Genomic DNA, 17,397 nt, shown 5'->3' on the forward strand with positions numbered 1-17,397 from the left:
GGGTGTGCCTGGCTCGATCGGCGTACATGTCAGGACAACGCGACCGGATCCGAGACTTGCGCTGTGTCGGTTCGCCACGGACCGGCATGGCCCGGGCCCGGCGACCTCCTTACTCCTCGAACGCCTCGACATGGACGGTGCCCGGGTCCTGGCGGCGGGCGGTCTCCTCGATCCGGGCGAGCTGCGCCTCAGCCCGACCGCAGGGAAAGCCGTAGCGCTCCTGCACCCGCGCGCTGGCACTGCCGAGGGCGAGGCGGGTCAGCGCCAGAAACTCGTCGAGGGCGTAATCCTGTCCGACGGCGAGGTGGTCCTTGATCACCAGGGACGGCGAGTAGCAGGCCTCGCGGCTACCATCCGGCCAGCGGATGTGGAAGCGCATCTCAGGCATCGCCGGGGATCCGCGTGGTGTTCCAGGCGGCGGATCCCGTGGCGATCGCCGCGACCGGCGCGGGTCCCGGAGCCAGGGATGCGTAGGTCGGCAGGTGTCGGGCTGCGCAGGACTCCCAGGCATGGGCGCGGGCGACCTCGAAGCCGGCGACCCGCAGGCGGACGCGCCGGGAGGGGTCCAGGCTCGCCTGCATCGCATCCGCGATGGCGTCCGGTTCGTCGGGCTCAACCGCGAGCGCCTCCCCGGGGGTAGGGTAGTTGGTGAACGGCGGGCGCGCCGACACGATGACCGGCGTGCCGCAGGCCATCGCTTCCAGCACGCACAGCCCGTAGCCCTCGCTCATCGAGGGAGAGACCAGCGTGTCGGCGATCCGGTAAAGACCCGGCATGTCGCGCTGGACGATCGGCCCGGTCCGGATCACCGGCTTGCCCGCGCCGACTTCCAGGCCCTCGCGCTCCAGTGCCGCGCAGCACCGGGCCTCGTAGCCGGCATGGTCGAGAAGCGAGACGCCGCCGGCCACGACGAGTTGGGCATCGGGGATCCGGCCGCGCAGTCGAGCGAAGGCTTCGATGATCGCCAGCGTGTTCTTGCGGGCCTCGAACCCGCCGACGCTCAGGAAGACTGGCCCGGCCCCGAGGCCAAGGCGGTCGCGCAGCTTGGAATCTCCGGGCGCCGGCTCCGGGGTATAGACAGCGCCGTCCACGCCGTTCCCGACGACCTCGGCCTGGGCGCCGTATTCCGCGGCGATGGCGGCGGCCCAGCCTCGGCTGACGCAGAGCAGCCGTCCGGCATCGAGGATGGCCCGATCCTGCCACTGGCTGAGCTGCGGATCCGGAAGCATGTCGATGTGGTGGACCGTGCGGACGAAGCCGGGGATCAGCCGCCGTCGGGTCAGTGTCGCGAGGGCGTTGCCGCTGATCCCGCAATGGGCGTGAAAGACGTCGAAATCGCAGGCTGCCGGCGTCGAGAAATGCGACAGGTAGTCGGCGATCCTGGACCGGACCATCGCCACCGTCGGCTCGGCGACCGGCTTGGCCGCCACCGACACGACCGGGCAGCGCGCGTCCCGGAAGAAACCGCGGCCGGTGGGATCGGGGGCGTGGACCACCGCCTCGTGGCCGAGGCTGCACAGGGCCTCGCCGAGCGCCAGGGCATGGACCACGCCGCCGCGGGGATTGGTCGAGTGCGTCAGGATTGCAATGCGCAAGCGGGCGACCATGGGACGGCTCACCGAGGCCTGCAGCCGGTTCGGACATCGCGCTCGACGTCCCGGACCAGGATCCCCGCCGCCCTCTCGGGGACCCGTGCCGACGCAACGCATCGATCGTGCCGAACGCGGTCCCGCTCGGTGGCATCGGCAATAAAACGTCAGGTTTCGCTGTCCTCGCAATAACGCCCCCTGGTCTGAGCTACGGCGTCGCGCACCGGAACCGTGGCCCGGCGGCGTCATTGCCGGGGAGACACCCGGGCAACGAGGGCATCGTCTTGCTCCGAAAGAGGGTATACCCCTTTCGGGACGATGTTCGGGTCGCGGGAGACGGTGGAGAATCCCAGCCTTGCGCAACACCCTCATCGCCGCGGCCATGGCCACGCTGCTCGCCGGTTCGGCGGGCGCCGCCGACAACCCGCAACTCGGCAAGCCGTCGAGCAACGCCCTGCCGCCGGTCGAGCTGACCATCACCCTGCAGGATGGCAAGCCGGTCTGCGCGCCTGCCGAGATCCGCCTGCCGGCCAACACCAACGTGATGCTTCAGGTCGTCAGCCAGGCCAACGTGCCGGTGACGATCACCGCAGAGGGCCAGTTCGAGCAGGGCCACCTGCTGCACGCCGACGGCGATCTCGTCCACGTCATGAGCGAGAAGGGCTACACCGTGAAGGCCAATGGCCGCGGCACGCTCAAGCTGCGCACCCTCGATGCCGGCGAGCACAGCTACGGCTGCACCGCGAACAACAAGCGGGACGCGCCGTTCGTCGGCAAAATGGTTCTGTCCCCCCCGGCCGGCTGAAGCCTTACGCGTCTGCTTATGCCGCCGCGCGGTTCCGGCCGCGCGGTCGTCCGCTATTAATTTTGCGTTACGAATTCACTTTGCCTTCAAGGGACCGGCGGAACGGCTCTTTTCAAGTCCCTGTGTCAGAATGTATCTGTCGTTTACGAGCGGCGGAGCAATCGGTCCCGTGTCCCAGAAACCGACATCTTTCAGTCCCGCCAAGCCGCGCCGTAAGCGGCTTCGGGATGTGTTGATTCTGTGCGGCCTGCTGATGGTGCCCACCGCGGTGCTCGCCTACGCGGACCTGCTGCCTGATTCGCTCGACCTGCTCGGCATCGATCTGAGCGAGAGCCCCGACCTGCCGCATGTCGCCCGGCAGATCGCCATCGGCGCGCCGCTCAAGATTGTGGCCTTCGGCTCGTCCTCCACGGAGGGTATCGGCGCCTCGAGCCCGGCCAATTCCTACCCGTCCCGCCTGCAGGTCGACTTGCGCAAGAAACTGCGCGGCATGGATGTCTCGGTGATCAACCGGGGCATCGGCGGCGAGCATGTCGACGACATGCTGAAGCGCCTGGATCGCGACGTGATCGCGGCCGAGCCGCAGCTCGTGATCTGGCAGACCGGCAGCAACGACCCGCTGCGCGGTGTCTCGCTCGACCATTTCCGCGACGCCACCGCCGCGGCCATCCGTCGGATCCGCGAAGCCGGCATCGACGTGGTGCTGATGGAGCCGCAATGGTGCCCGAAGCTCGATTCGACGCCCGGCTCCTCGCGGTTCCGGGATGCCGTGCGGTCGATCGGGGATGAGCTCGACGTGCCGGTGATCCGCCGGGCCGACCTGATGCATGGCTGGGTCCGCGAAGGGAAACTCACCGCCAAGCAACTCTTCGCCTCGGACGGGCTGCACATGGCCGATGGCGGCTACGCCCTGCTCGCCCAGGCGGCGGCGGATTCGATCCTCACCGATGCGGGCTCGGTCCACACCGCCGAGGCGGTTGCCGAGTAGCCAACGGCTGGACGCGGCCGGCAAAGCTCCCCATCTCGGCCGGACCGAGATCGGAGCTGAAACCTTGAGCCACGACGCCTTCAGGTACGACGAGCGGGGCTCCGTGCCCCAGATGCACGCGACCACGATCCTGATGGTCCGCAAGGGCGGCCGCGTCGTCGTCGGCGGCGACGGGCAGGTGAGCCTCGGCCAGACCATCGTGAAGGGCAATGCCCGCAAGGTCCGGCGCCTGGCCAAGGGCGCGGTGATCGGCGGGTTCGCGGGCGCCACGGCTGACGCCTTCACCCTGTTCGAGCGGCTGGAGGCCAAGCTGGAGCAGTATCCTGGCCAACTCACCCGGGCCTGCGTCGAGCTCACCAAGGATTGGCGGACCGACCGCTACCTGCGCCGCCTCGAAGCGATGATGGTGGTGGCCGACAAGGACGTCAGCCTGCTCCTGTCTGGCTCGGGCGACGTGCTGGAGCCGGAAAGCGGCGTCATGGCGATCGGCTCCGGCGGCAACTACGCCCTGGCGGCCGCCCGCGCCCTCGAGGATACCGACCTCGACGCCGAGGCGATCGTGCGCAAGGCCATGGCGATCGCCGCCGAGATCTGCGTCTACACCAACGGGAATCTGGTGATCGAAGCGCTCGACCAGAGTTGATCGACTCCCGCCCACGATTCGGGCGTGAACCGCGATCGGGGCTGCTTAACGCGACATTGAACAATGCTGCTTAGTTTCGGCCCGCGCATGCTCGGACTGGAACTAAAATGAACATCGGCGGGAAACTCCTGGCCTTCGTGGGCGCCTGCAGTCTGACGACGCTGGTCGTTGCCGGCGTGAGCGTCGCCACGCTGCAGAGCTTCGAGCGTTCGCTGGCGCAGGTGGAGGGTGCCTCGACCCGCGCGCTTTACGCGGCCAACTTCAATCGCCTCGCTGCCGAAGTGACGATGGATTCCCGCGGCGTTTACGCGGCCGCCGACGCCACCGACGCCGCCAAGTATGCCGCCGGCGTCCGCAAGGGCCTCGCCGACATGGACGCGCTCCGCGCCGCCTGGGAGCCGCTGGTCACAGAGGACGAGCGGCCACTCTTCGAGACCATGGCACGCAACGCCGACGCCTACCGGACGATGCGGACCGCGATCGCGCAGGCCGGCGAGACGATCGGCCCACGCGCCGCTGCCGATCTCGGCTTCAACGACGCGAACCGGGCCAACCGCAAGGCGTTCCAGGCCGGCATCGACGCGCTGGTAGGCCGCGGACGCGCCGAGATGGCGACCGTGAAGGCGCAGACGCAGGATCTGTTCGTGGCGCGTACCCGCCTCCTGCTCGGGCTCGCCTTCCTGGGCACCCTCGCCTGCGCCGCCCTCGGGCTCCTCGTGGGGCAACGCCAGATCGCCCGGCCGCTGCGGGCGGTCTCGGAGGCGATCCAGCGCCTCTCGCGGGGCGACCTGACCCTCCCGGCGGTCAAGGCCGGCCGCGACGAGATCGGGGCGATCTGGACGAGCATGGCGGTCTTCGCTGGGACAATGCGGGAGGCCGAAACCCTGCGCCTGGACCGTGAGCGGACCGGCACCGAGGCGGCCACCCGCAAGCGCGCCGAAATGGTCGGCTTGGCCAACCAGTTCGAAGGCAGCATCGGCGGTCTGGTCGGGCATCTCGCCAGCGCCGCCGCCGACATGGAGCGGGCCGCCGCCGCGATGGCCGGCAATGCCGAGCGCACCGACCAGCAATCCCGGGCCGTGACCCGCGCCGCAGAGACAACGGCGCACAATGTCGAGGCTGTGGCCGCCGCCACGGAAGAGCTTGCAGCTACCGCCAGCGAGATCGGTGTCCAGGTCTCGCAGACTTCCGAGGCTGCAGCCGGCGCCGTCGAGGCGACGAGGCGGACCCGGTCGAGCGTCCAGGCCCTGGCCCGCACCGCCGACGGCATCGGGCAGGTCGTGTCGCTGATCTCGACCATCGCCGGCCAGACCAACCTGCTGGCACTGAACGCTACGATCGAGGCGGCCCGCGCCGGCGAGGCCGGGCGCGGTTTCGCGGTCGTCGCCACCGAGGTGAAGGCCCTGGCGACCCAGACCGCCCGGGCCACCGACGAGATCGCCGGGCAGATTGCCGCCATGCGCGCGGCGACCCACGAGGCGGTCACCGCGATCGAAGAAATCGGCGGCACGATCGAGCAGGTCCACGGCATCGCGATCGAGGTCGCCTCGGCCGTGGAGCAACAGCAGGTCGCGACGCAAGAGATCGCCCGCAGCGTCGCCGAGGCGGCGAGCGGGACCCGCGCGGTGACCGAGACCATGTCGCTGGTGCTCGAGGCCGCCCACGAGACCGGGGCCAGCGCGGGCCAAGTGCTCGACGCGGCGGCCGACATCGCCCGCCGGTCCGACGGGCTTGGCGGCGAGGTCGCGGGCTTCGTGGCTCAGGTGCGGGCCGCCTGATGCCGCCGATGTTGCATCGCGATGCCAGGACCCGTAGGGTCTGAGCCATTCGCAAGGACCCGGTGAAAGCCCGGGTGGCTCTTCCGGCCGCCGATCCGCCGGACCACGCATCCGAGACGCCACACGATCCGCCCCTTGAGCGGACGCGCGTCTCGTGCGGATTTTCATCACATGCAACGCAGCACAACCGGAACCGGCGGCCCTCTCGGGTCGTGGGTGTCCAATATCCGCGGCGATACCCTGTCGGGCATCGTCGTCGCCCTGGCGCTGATCCCGGAGGCGATCGGCTTCTCGGTCATCGCCGGGGTCGATCCCAAGGTCGGGCTTTACGCCTCGGTGGTCATCGCCTGCACGATTGCTTTCGCGGGCGGGCGCCCGGCCATGATCTCGGCCGCCACCGCCGCCACCGCGGTGGTCATGGTCGACCTCGTCCGCGAGCACGGCGTCCAATACTTGTTCGCCGCCACCATCCTGATGGGCGTGATCCAGATCCTGGCCGGCCTGCTGAAGCTCGGCCGGCTGATGCGGTTCGTCTCGCAATCGGTGATGACGGGCTTCGTCAATGCCCTGGCGATCTTGATCTTTCTCGCCCAGCTGCCCGAGCTCACGGGCGTGACGCCGGCGACCTACGGGCTGATCGCTCTGGGGCTCGCGATCATCTACGGTTTTCCGCGGATCACCCGGGCGGTGCCCTCGCCCCTGGTGGCGATCGCGGTCCTGACCGCGGTGACCGCGATCTTCCACCTCGACGTCCGCACGGTCTCGCATCTGGGCGCCCTGCCCTCGACGCTGCCGAGCTTCGCCCTGCCGGACGTTCCCTTCACCTTCGAGACCCTGCGGATCCTGCTGCCCTACGCGGCGACGCTCGCCGCCGTCGGGCTGTTGGAGAGCCTGCTCACCGCGCAGATCGTCGACGACCTGACCGATACCGGTAGCGACAAGAACCGCGAATGCATGGGCCAGGGCGCGGCCAACATGGCGTCGGCCGTGTTCGGCGGCATGGGCGGCTGCGCGATGATCGGGCAGTCGGTCATCAACGTCTCCTCGGGGGCGCGGGGCCGGCTGTCCACGCTGGTCGCGGGCGCCTTCCTGCTGCTGCTCCTCGTCGCGCTGCAGGACCTGTTGGCGGTGGTGCCGGTCGCGGCGCTGACGGCGGTGATGATAATGGTCTCGCTGAACACCTTCTCCTGGCGGTCGCTGGCGCAGCTGCGCACCAACCCCCTGCCCTCCTCGGCGGTGATGCTGGCGACCGTGCTGGTCGTGGTCGCGACCAAGGACCTGGCCCAGGGCGTCCTGGCCGGCGTGCTCCTGTCCGGCGTATTCTTCGCCGGCAAGGTGTCGAGGCTTAGCAAAGTCACCGCGACGCTCTCGGAGGATGGTTGGACCCGGACCTACCGGGTCACCGGGCAGGTGTTCTTCGCCTCGGCCAGCACCTTCTCGGAAGCGATCGACGTGCTGGAGCCGGTGGATCGCCTCGTCATCGACGTGCAGGACGCGCATTTCTGGGACATCTCGGCGGTCACCGCCCTCGACCGCGTGGTCCTGAAGGCGCGCGGCCGTGGGCGGATCGTCGAGGTCGTCGGCCTGAACGCAGCCAGCGCGACGCTGGTCGAGCGATTCGGAACGCATGACAAGCCCGGCGCCGCGGCGTCGCCGGCGGGACACTGAGCCGGTAAGCTGGCCCCTGCGGCCGCGCGCCGCCTCTTGCGTCGCGCGCGCCGCGACCCCATTCCCGGCCTGGGCTCGTGGTTTCGTCGGGCCGGGAAAAAAATAGGATGGCCCAGCGGTGACGACGTTCTCTCCGCGCGAGATCGTGTCCGAACTCGATCGCTTCATCGTCGGACAGCAGGACGCCAAGCGCGCCGTCGCGATCGCCCTGCGCAACCGCTGGCGCCGCCAGCAGCTCACCGGCCCGCTCCGCGAGGAGGTGGCGCCCAAGAACATCCTGATGATCGGGCCGACCGGCTGCGGCAAGACCGAGATCGCCCGGCGCCTCGCGCGGCTCGCCAACGCCCCGTTCCTGAAGATCGAGGCGACCAAATTCACCGAGGTCGGCTATGTTGGCCGCGACGTGGAGCAGATCGTGCGCGACCTCGTGGAGGTGGCGATCGGCCTGACCCGGCAGGTGAAGCGGGAGGCCGTGAAGGCCAAGGCCGAGGCGGCCGCCGAGAACCGGATCCTCGACGCCCTGGTCGGACCGACCGCAAGCCAGGCGACCCGCGACAGCTTCCGCCGCAAGCTGCGCGACAGCGAGCTCGACGACAAGGAGGTCGAGCTGGAACTGGCCTCCGGTGCCCCCGCTGGCCTGCCGATGTTCGAGATTCCCGGCATGCCGGGCGCCTCCATGGGCGCGATCAATATCGGCGACGTGCTCGGCAAGGCCCTGGGCGGCCAGCGCGGCAAGCCCCGCCGGATCCTGGTCCGGGACGCCTACGCGCCGCTGCTCGCCGAGGAATCCGACAAGCTGGTCGACGACGACGCCCTGATTCGCGAGGCGATCCGCGAGGTCGAGAACAACGGCATCGTCTTCCTCGACGAGATCGACAAGATCTGCGCCCGCGAGGGCCGCTCCTCCGGCGACGTCTCTCGCGAGGGTGTGCAGCGCGACCTGCTGCCGCTGATCGAGGGCACGACGGTGGCGACCAAGCATGGCCCGGTGAAGACCGACCACGTGCTGTTCATCGCCTCGGGCGCCTTCCACGTCTCGAAGCCGTCCGACCTGCTCCCCGAGCTCCAGGGCCGCCTACCGATCCGCGTCGAGCTGCAGCCGCTGACGGTGGACGATTTCCGCCAGATCCTGACCTCCACCGAGGCCAGCCTGCTCAAGCAGACCGTCGCCCTGATGGAGACCGAGGGCGTGACCCTGACCTTCACGGACGACGCCGTGGACGCGCTCGCCCGCGTCGCCGTCGAGGTGAACTCCTCCGTGGAGAATATTGGCGCCCGCCGCCTGCAGACGGTGCTGGAGCGGGTGATCGACGAGATCTCGTTCACGGCCACCGACCGCTCCGGCGAGACGGTTCCGATCGACGCCGCCTATGTGCGGGCCCGGGTCGAGGATCTGGCGGCCAACGCGGATCTGAGCCGGTTCATTCTGTGACCACCTTTACGGAGCGAGGGCCCGTTTCGGTCCTCCTCCCGGTCGCCGCGCTGGTGACTGGCATGGTCTCGCTGCAATACGGCGCGACCATCGCGAAGAACCTGTTCCCGGTCGTCGGCGCGACCGGGACGTCGGCCCTGCGGGTGGGTTTCTCGGCGCTGATCCTGATCGCCGTTTGGCGTCCGTGGCGGCGGAGCCTGGCGCGGCGTGAAGCGGGGTGGATCGCGCTCTACGGGATCACCCTGGGGTTGATGAATTTGCTGTTCTACCTAGCGATCGCGCGGCTGCCGCTGGGGCCGGCCGTGGCGATCGAGTTCGCTGGGCCGCTCGCCATCGCGCTGATCGCGTCGCGCTGCACCACGGACTTCCTGTGGATCGGCGTCGCGGTGGTTGGGCTCGGCCTGCTCCTGCCCATCGCGCCCACGAGCCCGCTGGACCCGCTCGGCGTCGCCCTCGCCCTCGGGGCGGCCCTGGCTTGGGCACTTTATATTTTGTTTGGTCAGCGCGCAGGGCGGATCGACGGCGGTCAGGCGGTGTCGCTGGGGATGCTGGTGGCCGCCGTCGTGGTGGCACCGTTCGGCCTGGCCGAGGCTGGCGCGGAGTTGCTGGCTCCAGGCGTCCTGATGGCTGGCCTCCTCGTGGCGCTCCTGTCGAGCGCCCTGCCCTACTCGCTGGAGATGGCCGCCCTACGCCGCCTCGACCGGAAGAGTTTTGGTGTGCTGATGAGCCTGGAGCCGGCGGTCGCGGCCTGCGCGGGCTTCGCCCTGCTAGGCGAACGGCTCGGCGCCGTCCAATGGCTCGCCATCGGGCTGGTGATCGCCGCCTCCGCGGGCGTCACGGCCACAAGCCGCAGGCCAGCGCAGGAACGGGTGATCGAGGAGGTCTGAGAAACGTTATTTGCCGGCGAGGACGCGCGAAGCGACGTTGATGTACTTGCGGCCGGCTTCCTGGGCATGAAGGACGGCGTCGCCGAGATTCTCCTCGTCGCGGACGCTCGCCAGCTTGATCAGCATCGGCAGGTTGATCCCCGCCACCACCTCGACCGAGCCGCCGTTCATACACGACAGCGCAAGGTTCGAGGGCGTGCCGCCGAACATGTCGGTCAGCACCACCACACCGTCACCGGTGTTCACGCGACAGACCGCAGACATGATGTCCCGGCGTCGCAATTCCATATCGTCTTCCGGCCCGATCGTGATCGTCTCGATCTGATCCTGCGGGCCGACCACGTGCTCCAGGGCAGCCTTGAATTCGGTCGCCAATAGCCCGTGAGTGACGAGCACCATGCCAATCATCGACACGTGTTCCAACGTCCTCTGTCTGCCGCCATGTTGTGCAATGCACAGGCCCCAACAAGGCGATCGCGACGTTTTTGCTCGGACATTACCGCGATCATGCCATGCGGGCTCGGCGCGCGCTATGGGGTCTTACCACCGTGGCGCGAATCAACGGCCTGTGCGGCTGCGAAGTCACGGCTTGCCCTTTCGCAATGCCGCACGAATCAGCAACGTTGCTAATCCGGCCCGCCGCACGCCTCGATCGAGCACTAGGCGGGGCAGACGAAGGCCCAGGATTTCAGCGGCCTCCGGTGGCTCCGGCAGGCGCGGCGTGTCCGTGACCAGATCGGCCACGAGATACAGGACCGTATCGGGACGGAGCGTGAGGCCGAGATCGGCGGCGGACAGGATGCCCTGACCACGGATCTCGACCTGGCCCGCCAAGGCCTCGTGAGGTCGGGCGACCAGCGAATCGGCGTGCCGTTCGCAGATCACCCGGTCATCCGCAACGAGCGCTCCGTCCGGCTCGGCGGCGAGGAGCACCGCAAGGCTCGATTTGCCCGAGCCGGCCGGGCCCCGAATCAGGATGCCGGCATCACCCAGGGCGACGCAGGCGGCGTGAAGGCTCGGCATCAGGCGTGGAGCTGGCGCGGCGCAGCCGGCAGCCGGACGGTGAAGCGGGCGCCGCGCACTGTGGGCTCACCATCCTCGTCGGGCGCGCCGGGGCGATTCTCGGCGCGGATCGTGCCGCGATGGGCCTGGACGATCTGCCGGGAGATCGACAGGCCGAGGCCCGAATTTTGTCCGAAGCCCTGCTCGGGCCGGTCCGTGTAGAAGCGCTCGAAGATCCGCTCCAGGGCGTGCTCGGGGATGCCCGGCCCCTCGTCCTCGCAGACCATCTCGACCTCGCCACGGACCCGGCGCAGGGCGACCCGCACCTTGGCGTCGGTGGGCGAGAATGACCGGGCATTGTCCAGCAGGTTGTTGACCACCTGCCCCAGCCGGCTGTCGTGGCCGATCACCGTGAACGGCGCATCGTGGTCCGCGATCGCCTCGACGTCGAGCTGGATCAGGCAATCCTTCGGCCGGCGCCGCTCGTTGGCCACCGAGACCACCGTGGTCAGCAGCTTCTTGAGATCGACCCGGCGCGCTTCGGCCCGGGCGAGCTCCGCGTCGAGCCGCGAGGCATCGGCGATGTCGCTGATCAGCCGGTCGAGACGCTTCACGTCGTGCTGGATGATCGCCATCAGCCGACCGCGCGAATCGTCGGACTTCGCGAGTGGCAGGGTCTCGACCGCGCTGCGCAGCGAGGTCAGCGGGTTCTTCAGTTCGTGGCTCACATCCGCGGCGAAGCTCTCGATCGCGTCGATGCGCCGGTAGAGCGCCTGGGTCATGTCCCGCAGCGCGCCGGACAGGTGACCGATCTCGTCGGTACGCTGGGTGAAGTCCGGGATCTCTTCCCGGGTCTTGATCCCCATACGCACCTTTTCGGCGGCCTCGGCGAGGCGGCGCACCGGGCCCGCGATGGCGCCGGCGAGCAGCGCCGAGAGCACCACCATCACGGCCGAAGCGACGAGGAACACCTGGAGCAGGCCGAATCGCTCGGACGCGATGACCCGGTCGATGGCGTCGCCCTGCGTCGAGATCAGCAGCGCGCCGCGCACCGAGCCGGCGCGATGGATCGGCACAGCCACCGAGACGGTGGTCTCGCCCAGCGCGTTGCGGCGAACCAGGCTGCCGCGATTGCCGTTGAGCGCCGCCTGAACCTCGCGCAGCGAATGGCCGTTCACCGGCCCGGTCTCCTCCAGCTGGGCGGAGCGGCTCCCAAACAGGGCACTCAGCTTCGTCTGCACCACCTGGAAGGCGGATTCGAGCATGCCCGCCTTGTGCGGCTTGGTGGCAATCGGATCACCGCGGCCGGCATCGCCGCGCTTGAACAGGGTCCGGGTGTCAAACAGCAGGCCGCCTTCCTGGTCGTAGACCCGGGCGCGGTTGCCGGTGGGTGTCACCAGGCGCGACAGAAGCGGCGCCACCTTCTCGGGGTTGAGCGAGAAGGCGAGCGGCTGCGATTCCTCCTCGGCGGCCTCGCCCGCCTGCTGCTGGAGCAGCTTGTCCGGGTCGATCTGGATCGTGTCCGTATCGACCGAGGCGGAGGCCGCGATGGCGCCGGCGATGATCTCGCCCTGGATCGCCAGGCTCTGGATCCGGGCCTGGATCAGGCCCTGCCGGAACTGGTTCAGGTAGAGGAAGCCGACGAGCAGCGCGATCAGCCCGACGAGGTTGAGCACGACGATGCGGCGCGTCAGGCTCGACGACGCGCGCTGACCCACCGCGTCCCAGAGGGCACGCGGCCAAGTCAACGGTCGGGAGAGAAGCTGGGTGAGCGAGGCGCGAGGCTCAGCGTCCTCGGCCTGGGCGGGGGTACGGCCAGTCACGGAGCGGATCCTTGGATCACGCCTCCTTGAACCGGTAGCCGACGCCGTACAGCGTCTCGATCATGTCGAAGCTTTGGTCGGTCACTTTGAATTTCTTGCGCAGGCGCTTGATGTGGCTGTCGATGGTGCGGTCGTCGACATAGACCTGATCGTCGTAGGCCGCATCCATCAGGGCGTTGCGGCTCTTCACGACGCCGGGGCGGTGGGCGAGGGCCTGGAGGATCAGGAATTCCGTGACGGTGAGCGTCACCGGCTCGCCCTTCCAGGTGCAGGTATGGCGCTCGGGATCCATCATCAGCGAGCCCCGCTCAAGCGAGCGGGCCGCGACCTCGGCCTCGCCGCGCGGTGTCGAGCCGGGGGCCTCCTTGGCGAAGCGCCGCAGCACCGCCTTCACGCGCTCGACCAGCAGGCGCTGCGAGAACGGCTTATGGATGAAGTCGTCCGCGCCCATCTTGAGACCGAACAATTCGTCGATCTCCTCGTCCTTCGAGGTCAGAAAGATCACCGGAAGGTCGGATTTCTGCCGCAGGCGTCGGAGAAGCTCCATCCCGTCCATGCGCGGCATCTTGATGTCGAAGATCGCGAGGTCCGGCGGGGAATGCCGCAGACCGTCGAGGGCGGAGGCGCCGTCGGTATAGGTCTGGATGCGGTAGCCTTCGGTCTCAAGCGCGATCGACACGGAGGTCAGAATATTCCGGTCGTCGTCGACGAGGGCGATGGTTGGCATGCGCGGTCCCTGACTGAACGGGCTCAAGCGCGGTCCCGGCTCTTCGCACGGGCCGCGCTTCATCCCGGCCCCCGAGGGGCAGGCGGAAGTGCGAACCGGGCCGGTTTCGACGCCGCCCGGTTCGCGCAACGGGACAGGTGCTTTAGTACGGTCGATCGGAAAAAGCGAGCGGCGGTCATAGCTTGGCCATAAAGGCCGATCTGACGCGGGCCGCGGCGCTCGTGCGCCGGCTAACGCATCGCTACCATGGCCCGCAATTGTGGCGGCGGTTCGAAACCGGGGGATTCGATGGCGGATGTGAGCACGGGTGCGTCGGAACAGCGCGAGCCGGCCCGCCCGCTTCCTGCCGCCGACGCGCCTTTCGACGCCATCGGGTTGTCCCGGATGCTGCTGCGAAGCATCCGCTCCGGTGCGCTGGCGACCCTGGACCCTGAAGGGACGCCCTTCGCCTCCCTGGTCACCATCGCCACCGACCAAGACGGCACGCCGCTGATGCTGCTGTCGCGGCTCTCGGCGCATACCCGCAACCTCCTGGCCGACCCGCGCTGCTCGCTGCTGTTCGCGCAGGGCGGCAAGGGTGATCCGCTGGCGCATCCCCGGCTCACCGTGGTCGGAAGCGCTGTCCAGACCGCCGAGCCGCGCGCGCGGGAGCGGTTCCTGGCGCGCCACCCGAAGGCGAAGCTCTATGCCGACTTCCCGGATTTCGAGTTCTTCGCGTTGGATCCGAAGGCCGGCCATCTCAACGGCGGTTTCGCGAAGGCCGCGACGCTGACCCGCGAAGAATTGCTCCTCGACCTGACCGGAGCTGAAGCGGTGGTGGCGGGTGAGCGCGGCGCGGTTGAGCACATGAATGCCGACCATGCCGACGCGCTGGCGCTCTACGCGGCCGCGGCCGGCGCGGAAGCCGGTTTGCCCTGGCGCCTGACCGGGCTCGATCCGGAGGGCATGGACCTGATCGCCGGAGAGCGGACCGCGCGGGTGGTCTATCCGGAGCGGGTCACCGATATGGGCGGCCTGCGCAAGAGTCTGGTCGCGATGGCGGCGCAGGCGCGCGGGGGTGTCGGAACGGCCGAAGCGTAACGCCCGAGATCGCCTTCAGGCATGGCGAAGCGCGGCGTGGTGCACCATATCCGCGCGATGAGCGACACACAGACAGACACCTACCCATTCAGCCTCGATGTGCAGCCGGTCGGCGAGAGCGGCTCGATGTTCCAGTGGAGCATCCGCAAGCACGGCAAGCTGCATCAGCGCTCCGACCGGAAGCACCCGACCGAGTCGAAGGCTCGGACCCATGGCGAGGCCGAAATCGAGCGCCTGATCCGCGACCGCGGTCGCTGATCGCAGAAACAGACCGAAGAAGACGCGGGGGCCGGATCGCGCCGGCTCTCGCTCCAGGCGCGTCCCGGCCTGAACGTGCCGCGCCGGCCCGCCGCTTGGCGCGTTCCCGCCGCGCTGCTATCTCGCGCGTGAGCCGACCTATCCGAACACGCCCAGACGTCAGACGGTGCGCGCCGTCGCGCGCCCGAACGGAATGCCGATGACAACCCCGATCGACAACATCCGCAACTTCTCGATCGTCGCGCATATCGACCACGGCAAATCGACCTTGGCGGACCGGCTGATCCAGGCCACCGGCACGGTAGCGTTGCGCGACATGAGCGAGCAGATGCTCGACTCGATGGATATCGAGAAGGAGCGCGGCATCACCATCAAGGCGCAGACCGTGCGCCTGGAATACCGGGCCGAGGACGGCAAGGATTACGTGCTCAACCTGATGGACACGCCCGGCCACGTGGACTTCGCCTACGAGGTGTCGCGCTCGCTGGCCGCCTGCGAGGGCTCGCTGCTGGTTGTGGACGCCTCCCAGGGAGTCGAGGCGCAGACGCTCGCCAACGTCTACCAGGCGCTCGACGCCAACCACGAGATCGTCCCGGTCCTCAACAAGGTCGACCTGCCGGCCGCCGAGCCCGACCGGGTGAAGGAGCAGATCGAGGAGGTGATCGGCCTCGACGCCTCCAACGCGGTGCCGATCTCAGCCAAGACCGGCCTCAACATCGAGGCTGTGCTCGAGGCGATCGTCACCCGCCTGCCCCCGCCCAAGGGCGACCGAAGCGCGCCGCTCAAGGCCCTGCTGGTGGACAGCTGGTACGACGCCTATCTCGGCGTCGTCGTGCTCGTGCGGATCATCGACGGCGTGCTCAAGAAGGGCATGACCATCCGGATGATGGGCGCCGACGCGGTCCACGGCGTCGACCGGATCGGCGTGTTCCGGCCGAAGATGGCCGAGATCGGTGAGCTCGGCCCTGGTGAGGTCGGCTTCTTCACCGGCTCGATCAAGGAAGTCGCCGATACCCGCGTCGGCGACACGATCACTGAGGACAAGCGCCAGACCAGCTCGATGCTGCCGGGCTTCAAGGAGGTGCAGGCGGTCGTGTTCTGCGGGTTGTTCCCGGTGGACGCCGCCGAGTTCGAGAACCTGCGCTCGGCCATGGGCCGGCTCCGGCTCAACGACGCCTCGTTCTCCTACGAGATGGAGAGCTCGGCTGCGCTGGGCTTCGGCTTCCGCTGCGGCTTCCTCGGCCTCCTCCACCTGGAGATCATCCAGGAGCGGCTGGAGCGCGAGTTCAACCTCGACCTGATCTCCACCGCGCCCTCGGTGGTCTACCGGCTGAAGATGCGCGACGGCACCGTCAAGGAGCTGCACAACCCGGCCGACATGCCGGACGTGATGAAGATCGAGCTGATCGAGGAGCCCTGGATCCGCGCCACGATCCTGACCCCCGACGAGTATCTCGGCGGCGTGCTCAAGCTCTGCCAGGACCGCCGCGGCGTCCAGATCGACCTCAACTACGTCGGCAAGCGCGCCATGGTGGTCTACGACCTGCCGCTGAACGAGGTCGTGTTCGATTTCTACGATCGGCTGAAATCGATCTCGAAAGGCTACGCCTCCTTCGACTACCACGTCTCCGACTACCGCGAGGGCGACCTCGTGAAGATGTCGCTGCTGGTCAACGCCGAGCCCGTGGACGCCCTGTCGATGCTGGTCCACCGCACCCGGGCCGAATCGCGCGGCCGGGCCATGTGCGAGAAGCTGAAGGACCTGATCCCCCGCCACCTGTTCCAGATCCCGGTCCAGGCGGCGATCGGCGGCAAGATCATTGCCCGCGAAACGATCAAGGCCCTGTCCAAGGACGTCACTGCCAAGTGCTACGGCGGCGACATCTCGCGCAAGCGCAAGCTTCTGGACAAGCAGAAGGAAGGCAAGAAGAAGATGCGCCAGTTTGGACGCGTGGAGATCCCGCAGGAGGCGTTCATCGCGGCGCTGAAGATGGACGATTGAGGCACTGTGCCCTGAAGCGCCCTCTCCCATCTGCGGGCGGGCTCTAGACTCCGCCTTCGGACGCTCCACCCGGTTCTAAAACTGGAAAAACGCCTCTCCCGTCATTGCGAGCGGAGTGAGGCAACCTTGGGCGGCGCGCGGTAGCGGAACGTGGCGTTTCCCTGGGTTGCTTCGCTCCGCTCGCAATGACGGGGTGGGGCGCGGAAAGGGCCTCTACCCCGGGGGCAACACGTCGATCTGGATGCCGGCATAATACGCCGCCAGATTCGCGATGTCCGAGTCCGACAGCTCCTTGGCGACCACGTTCATGATCTCGTTCTGCCGCTTGCCGTCGCGGTACTCGGTGAGCGCCTTGACCAGGTAGGGCTCCACCTGCCCGGCGAGGTTCGGCGCCTCCGGCAGCTTCGAGAGCCCGTCCATCCCGTGGCAGGTCTGGCAGGCGCTGGCCTTCTTGCGCCCGAGGGCGGCGTCGCCGGCCTGGACCGAGAGCGGGACCAGCGTAGCGGCGAGGAGGAGAAGCGGGCGGATCATCGAATGGGCTCGGGTTGAGGAACAGGTGACGCTGTCGCGAACGATCGGCGCAAGAGCCGTAGGGCCCCTCTCCCGTGCGGGAGAGGGACAGGGTGCGGGGTGCGACCTCTCCGGAGAGACCTGATCCCTCACCCCAACCCTCTCCCGAACGGGAGAGGGGGTCTGTCGCGTCGTTTGGTGGCGG

The 17,397-nt window shown here is 68.6% G+C and carries 17 protein-coding genes and 1 other annotated feature; of the genes, 10 read left to right on the forward strand and 7 right to left on the reverse strand.

Going from position 1 to position 17,397, the window contains the following annotated elements:
* Positions 1-109: 109 nt before the first annotated feature.
* A complete protein-coding gene (locus AKJ13_RS08720; RefSeq protein ID WP_050732988.1) occupies positions 110-388 on the reverse strand; it encodes an MSMEG_0570 family nitrogen starvation response protein in 279 nt (92 codons plus the stop codon).
* The gene (locus AKJ13_RS08725; protein ID WP_050732989.1) at positions 381-1,607 is read right to left on the reverse strand and encodes an MSMEG_0565 family glycosyltransferase; all 1,227 of its coding nucleotides are present in this window, start codon (positions 1,605-1,607) and stop codon (positions 381-383) included. The genes AKJ13_RS08720 and AKJ13_RS08725 overlap by 8 nt, the downstream gene beginning before the upstream one ends.
* A gap of 337 nt (positions 1,608-1,944) precedes the next feature.
* Here AKJ13_RS08725 and AKJ13_RS08730 point away from each other — a divergent pair, with 337 nt between their 5' ends.
* The 7 genes from AKJ13_RS08730 (at position 1,945) to AKJ13_RS08760 (ending at position 9,790) form a co-directional block, all read left to right on the forward strand.
* Positions 1,945-2,394, forward strand: a complete 450-nt coding sequence (locus AKJ13_RS08730) for an anaerobic typically selenocysteine-containing protein (RefSeq protein WP_144426214.1) — start codon at positions 1,945-1,947, stop codon at positions 2,392-2,394.
* Between the two features lie 253 nt (positions 2,395-2,647).
* Positions 2,648-3,382, forward strand: coding sequence for a GDSL-type esterase/lipase family protein (locus AKJ13_RS08735; RefSeq protein ID WP_244471564.1), 735 nt, complete (start codon positions 2,648-2,650; stop codon positions 3,380-3,382).
* A 112-nt stretch (positions 3,383-3,494) separates the two neighbouring features.
* The gene (gene hslV / locus AKJ13_RS08740; RefSeq protein ID WP_050733083.1) at positions 3,495-4,025 is read left to right on the forward strand and encodes an ATP-dependent protease subunit HslV; all 531 of its coding nucleotides are present in this window, start codon (positions 3,495-3,497) and stop codon (positions 4,023-4,025) included.
* A 107-nt stretch (positions 4,026-4,132) separates the two neighbouring features.
* Positions 4,133-5,803 carry a HAMP domain-containing methyl-accepting chemotaxis protein gene (locus AKJ13_RS08745; protein WP_050732991.1) on the forward strand — a complete coding sequence of 557 codons (1,671 nt, stop codon included), beginning with the start codon at positions 4,133-4,135 and terminating at the stop codon, positions 5,801-5,803.
* 52 nt (positions 5,804-5,855) lie between these two features.
* Positions 5,856-5,911: a sequence feature (sul1 is cis-regulatory element that is thought to sense ions involved in sulfur or methionine metabolism; They are found in Alphaproteobacteria), on the forward strand.
* A gap of 63 nt (positions 5,912-5,974) precedes the next feature.
* Positions 5,975-7,471: a SulP family inorganic anion transporter gene (locus tag AKJ13_RS08750; RefSeq protein ID WP_050732992.1), complete on the forward strand. Its 1,497-nt coding sequence runs from the start codon at positions 5,975-5,977 to the stop codon at positions 7,469-7,471.
* Positions 7,472-7,589: 118 nt separating this feature from the next.
* On the forward strand, positions 7,590-8,903 hold the full coding sequence (gene hslU, locus AKJ13_RS08755; RefSeq protein WP_050732993.1) for an ATP-dependent protease ATPase subunit HslU: 1,314 nt from the start codon (positions 7,590-7,592) through the stop codon (positions 8,901-8,903).
* A gap of 62 nt (positions 8,904-8,965) precedes the next feature.
* Positions 8,966-9,790, forward strand: coding sequence for a DMT family transporter (locus tag AKJ13_RS08760; RefSeq protein ID WP_244471555.1), 825 nt, complete (start codon positions 8,966-8,968; stop codon positions 9,788-9,790).
* Positions 9,791-9,796: 6 nt separating this feature from the next.
* Here the strand turns inward: AKJ13_RS08760 and AKJ13_RS08765 are convergent, their stop codons facing one another.
* The 4 genes from AKJ13_RS08765 to AKJ13_RS08780 form a co-directional block, all read right to left on the reverse strand.
* Complete coding sequence (locus tag AKJ13_RS08765) at positions 9,797-10,198, reverse strand: PTS sugar transporter subunit IIA (protein WP_007561549.1); 402 nt, start codon at positions 10,196-10,198, stop codon at positions 9,797-9,799.
* 174 nt (positions 10,199-10,372) lie between these two features.
* Complete coding sequence (locus AKJ13_RS08770; protein WP_050732995.1) at positions 10,373-10,813, reverse strand: HPr kinase/phosphatase C-terminal domain-containing protein; 441 nt, start codon at positions 10,811-10,813, stop codon at positions 10,373-10,375.
* Positions 10,813-12,540 (reverse strand): sensor histidine kinase, encoded by a 1,728-nt coding sequence (locus tag AKJ13_RS08775; protein WP_244471565.1) that lies wholly within the window; start codon positions 12,538-12,540, stop codon positions 10,813-10,815. Before AKJ13_RS08775 ends, AKJ13_RS08770 begins: the two co-directional genes overlap by 1 nt.
* Positions 12,541-12,631: 91 nt before the next feature.
* Positions 12,632-13,342 (reverse strand): response regulator transcription factor, encoded by a 711-nt coding sequence (locus AKJ13_RS08780; protein WP_007561543.1) that lies wholly within the window; start codon positions 13,340-13,342, stop codon positions 12,632-12,634.
* 288 nt (positions 13,343-13,630) lie between these two features.
* Between AKJ13_RS08780 and AKJ13_RS08785 the strand changes: the two genes are divergently transcribed.
* The 3 genes from AKJ13_RS08785 to lepA all read left to right on the forward strand — a co-directional run bounded on the left by AKJ13_RS08785 (position 13,631) and on the right by lepA (position 16,682).
* A complete protein-coding gene (locus tag AKJ13_RS08785; RefSeq protein WP_050732997.1) occupies positions 13,631-14,422 on the forward strand; it encodes a DUF2470 domain-containing protein in 792 nt (263 codons plus the stop codon).
* A 21-nt stretch (positions 14,423-14,443) separates the two neighbouring features.
* A complete protein-coding gene (locus tag AKJ13_RS08790) occupies positions 14,444-14,680 on the forward strand; it encodes a hypothetical protein (protein ID WP_244471556.1) in 237 nt (78 codons plus the stop codon).
* Between the two features lie 199 nt (positions 14,681-14,879).
* Complete coding sequence (gene lepA, locus AKJ13_RS08795; RefSeq protein ID WP_007561536.1) at positions 14,880-16,682, forward strand: translation elongation factor 4; 1,803 nt, start codon at positions 14,880-14,882, stop codon at positions 16,680-16,682.
* A 213-nt stretch (positions 16,683-16,895) separates the two neighbouring features.
* Here lepA and AKJ13_RS08800 read toward each other — a convergent pair whose 3' ends face one another.
* Positions 16,896-17,213, reverse strand: a complete 318-nt coding sequence (locus AKJ13_RS08800; protein WP_050732998.1) for a cytochrome c — start codon at positions 17,211-17,213, stop codon at positions 16,896-16,898.
* Positions 17,214-17,397 lie beyond the last annotated feature (184 nt).

It is taken from the genome of Methylobacterium sp. ARG-1 (assembly GCF_001262595.1).
GTDB lineage: Bacteria > Pseudomonadota > Alphaproteobacteria > Rhizobiales > Beijerinckiaceae > Methylobacterium > Methylobacterium brachiatum.

Coding starts and splice junctions, on each gene's coding strand:
- lepA (WP_007561536.1), top strand. CDS start 14,880: ATGACAACCCCGATCGACAACATCCGCAACTTCTCGATCGTCGCGCAT.
- AKJ13_RS08735 (WP_244471564.1), top strand. CDS start 2,648: ATGGTGCCCACCGCGGTGCTCGCCTACGCGGACCTGCTGCCTGATTCG.
- AKJ13_RS08720 (WP_050732988.1), bottom strand. CDS start 388: ATGCCTGAGATGCGCTTCCACATCCGCTGGCCGGATGGTAGCCGCGAG.
- AKJ13_RS08785 (WP_050732997.1), top strand. CDS start 13,631: ATGGCGGATGTGAGCACGGGTGCGTCGGAACAGCGCGAGCCGGCCCGC.
- AKJ13_RS08780 (WP_007561543.1), bottom strand. CDS start 13,342: ATGCCAACCATCGCCCTCGTCGACGACGACCGGAATATTCTGACCTCC.
- AKJ13_RS08750 (WP_050732992.1), top strand. CDS start 5,975: ATGCAACGCAGCACAACCGGAACCGGCGGCCCTCTCGGGTCGTGGGTG.
- AKJ13_RS08770 (WP_050732995.1), bottom strand. CDS start 10,813: ATGCCGAGCCTTCACGCCGCCTGCGTCGCCCTGGGTGATGCCGGCATC.
- AKJ13_RS08760 (WP_244471555.1), top strand. CDS start 8,966: ATGGTCTCGCTGCAATACGGCGCGACCATCGCGAAGAACCTGTTCCCG.
- hslV (WP_050733083.1), top strand. CDS start 3,495: ATGCACGCGACCACGATCCTGATGGTCCGCAAGGGCGGCCGCGTCGTC.
- AKJ13_RS08790 (WP_244471556.1), top strand. CDS start 14,444: ATGGCGAAGCGCGGCGTGGTGCACCATATCCGCGCGATGAGCGACACA.
- AKJ13_RS08765 (WP_007561549.1), bottom strand. CDS start 10,198: ATGATTGGCATGGTGCTCGTCACTCACGGGCTATTGGCGACCGAATTC.
- AKJ13_RS08800 (WP_050732998.1), bottom strand. CDS start 17,213: ATGATCCGCCCGCTTCTCCTCCTCGCCGCTACGCTGGTCCCGCTCTCG.
- AKJ13_RS08745 (WP_050732991.1), top strand. CDS start 4,133: ATGAACATCGGCGGGAAACTCCTGGCCTTCGTGGGCGCCTGCAGTCTG.
- AKJ13_RS08725 (WP_050732989.1), bottom strand. CDS start 1,607: ATGGTCGCCCGCTTGCGCATTGCAATCCTGACGCACTCGACCAATCCC.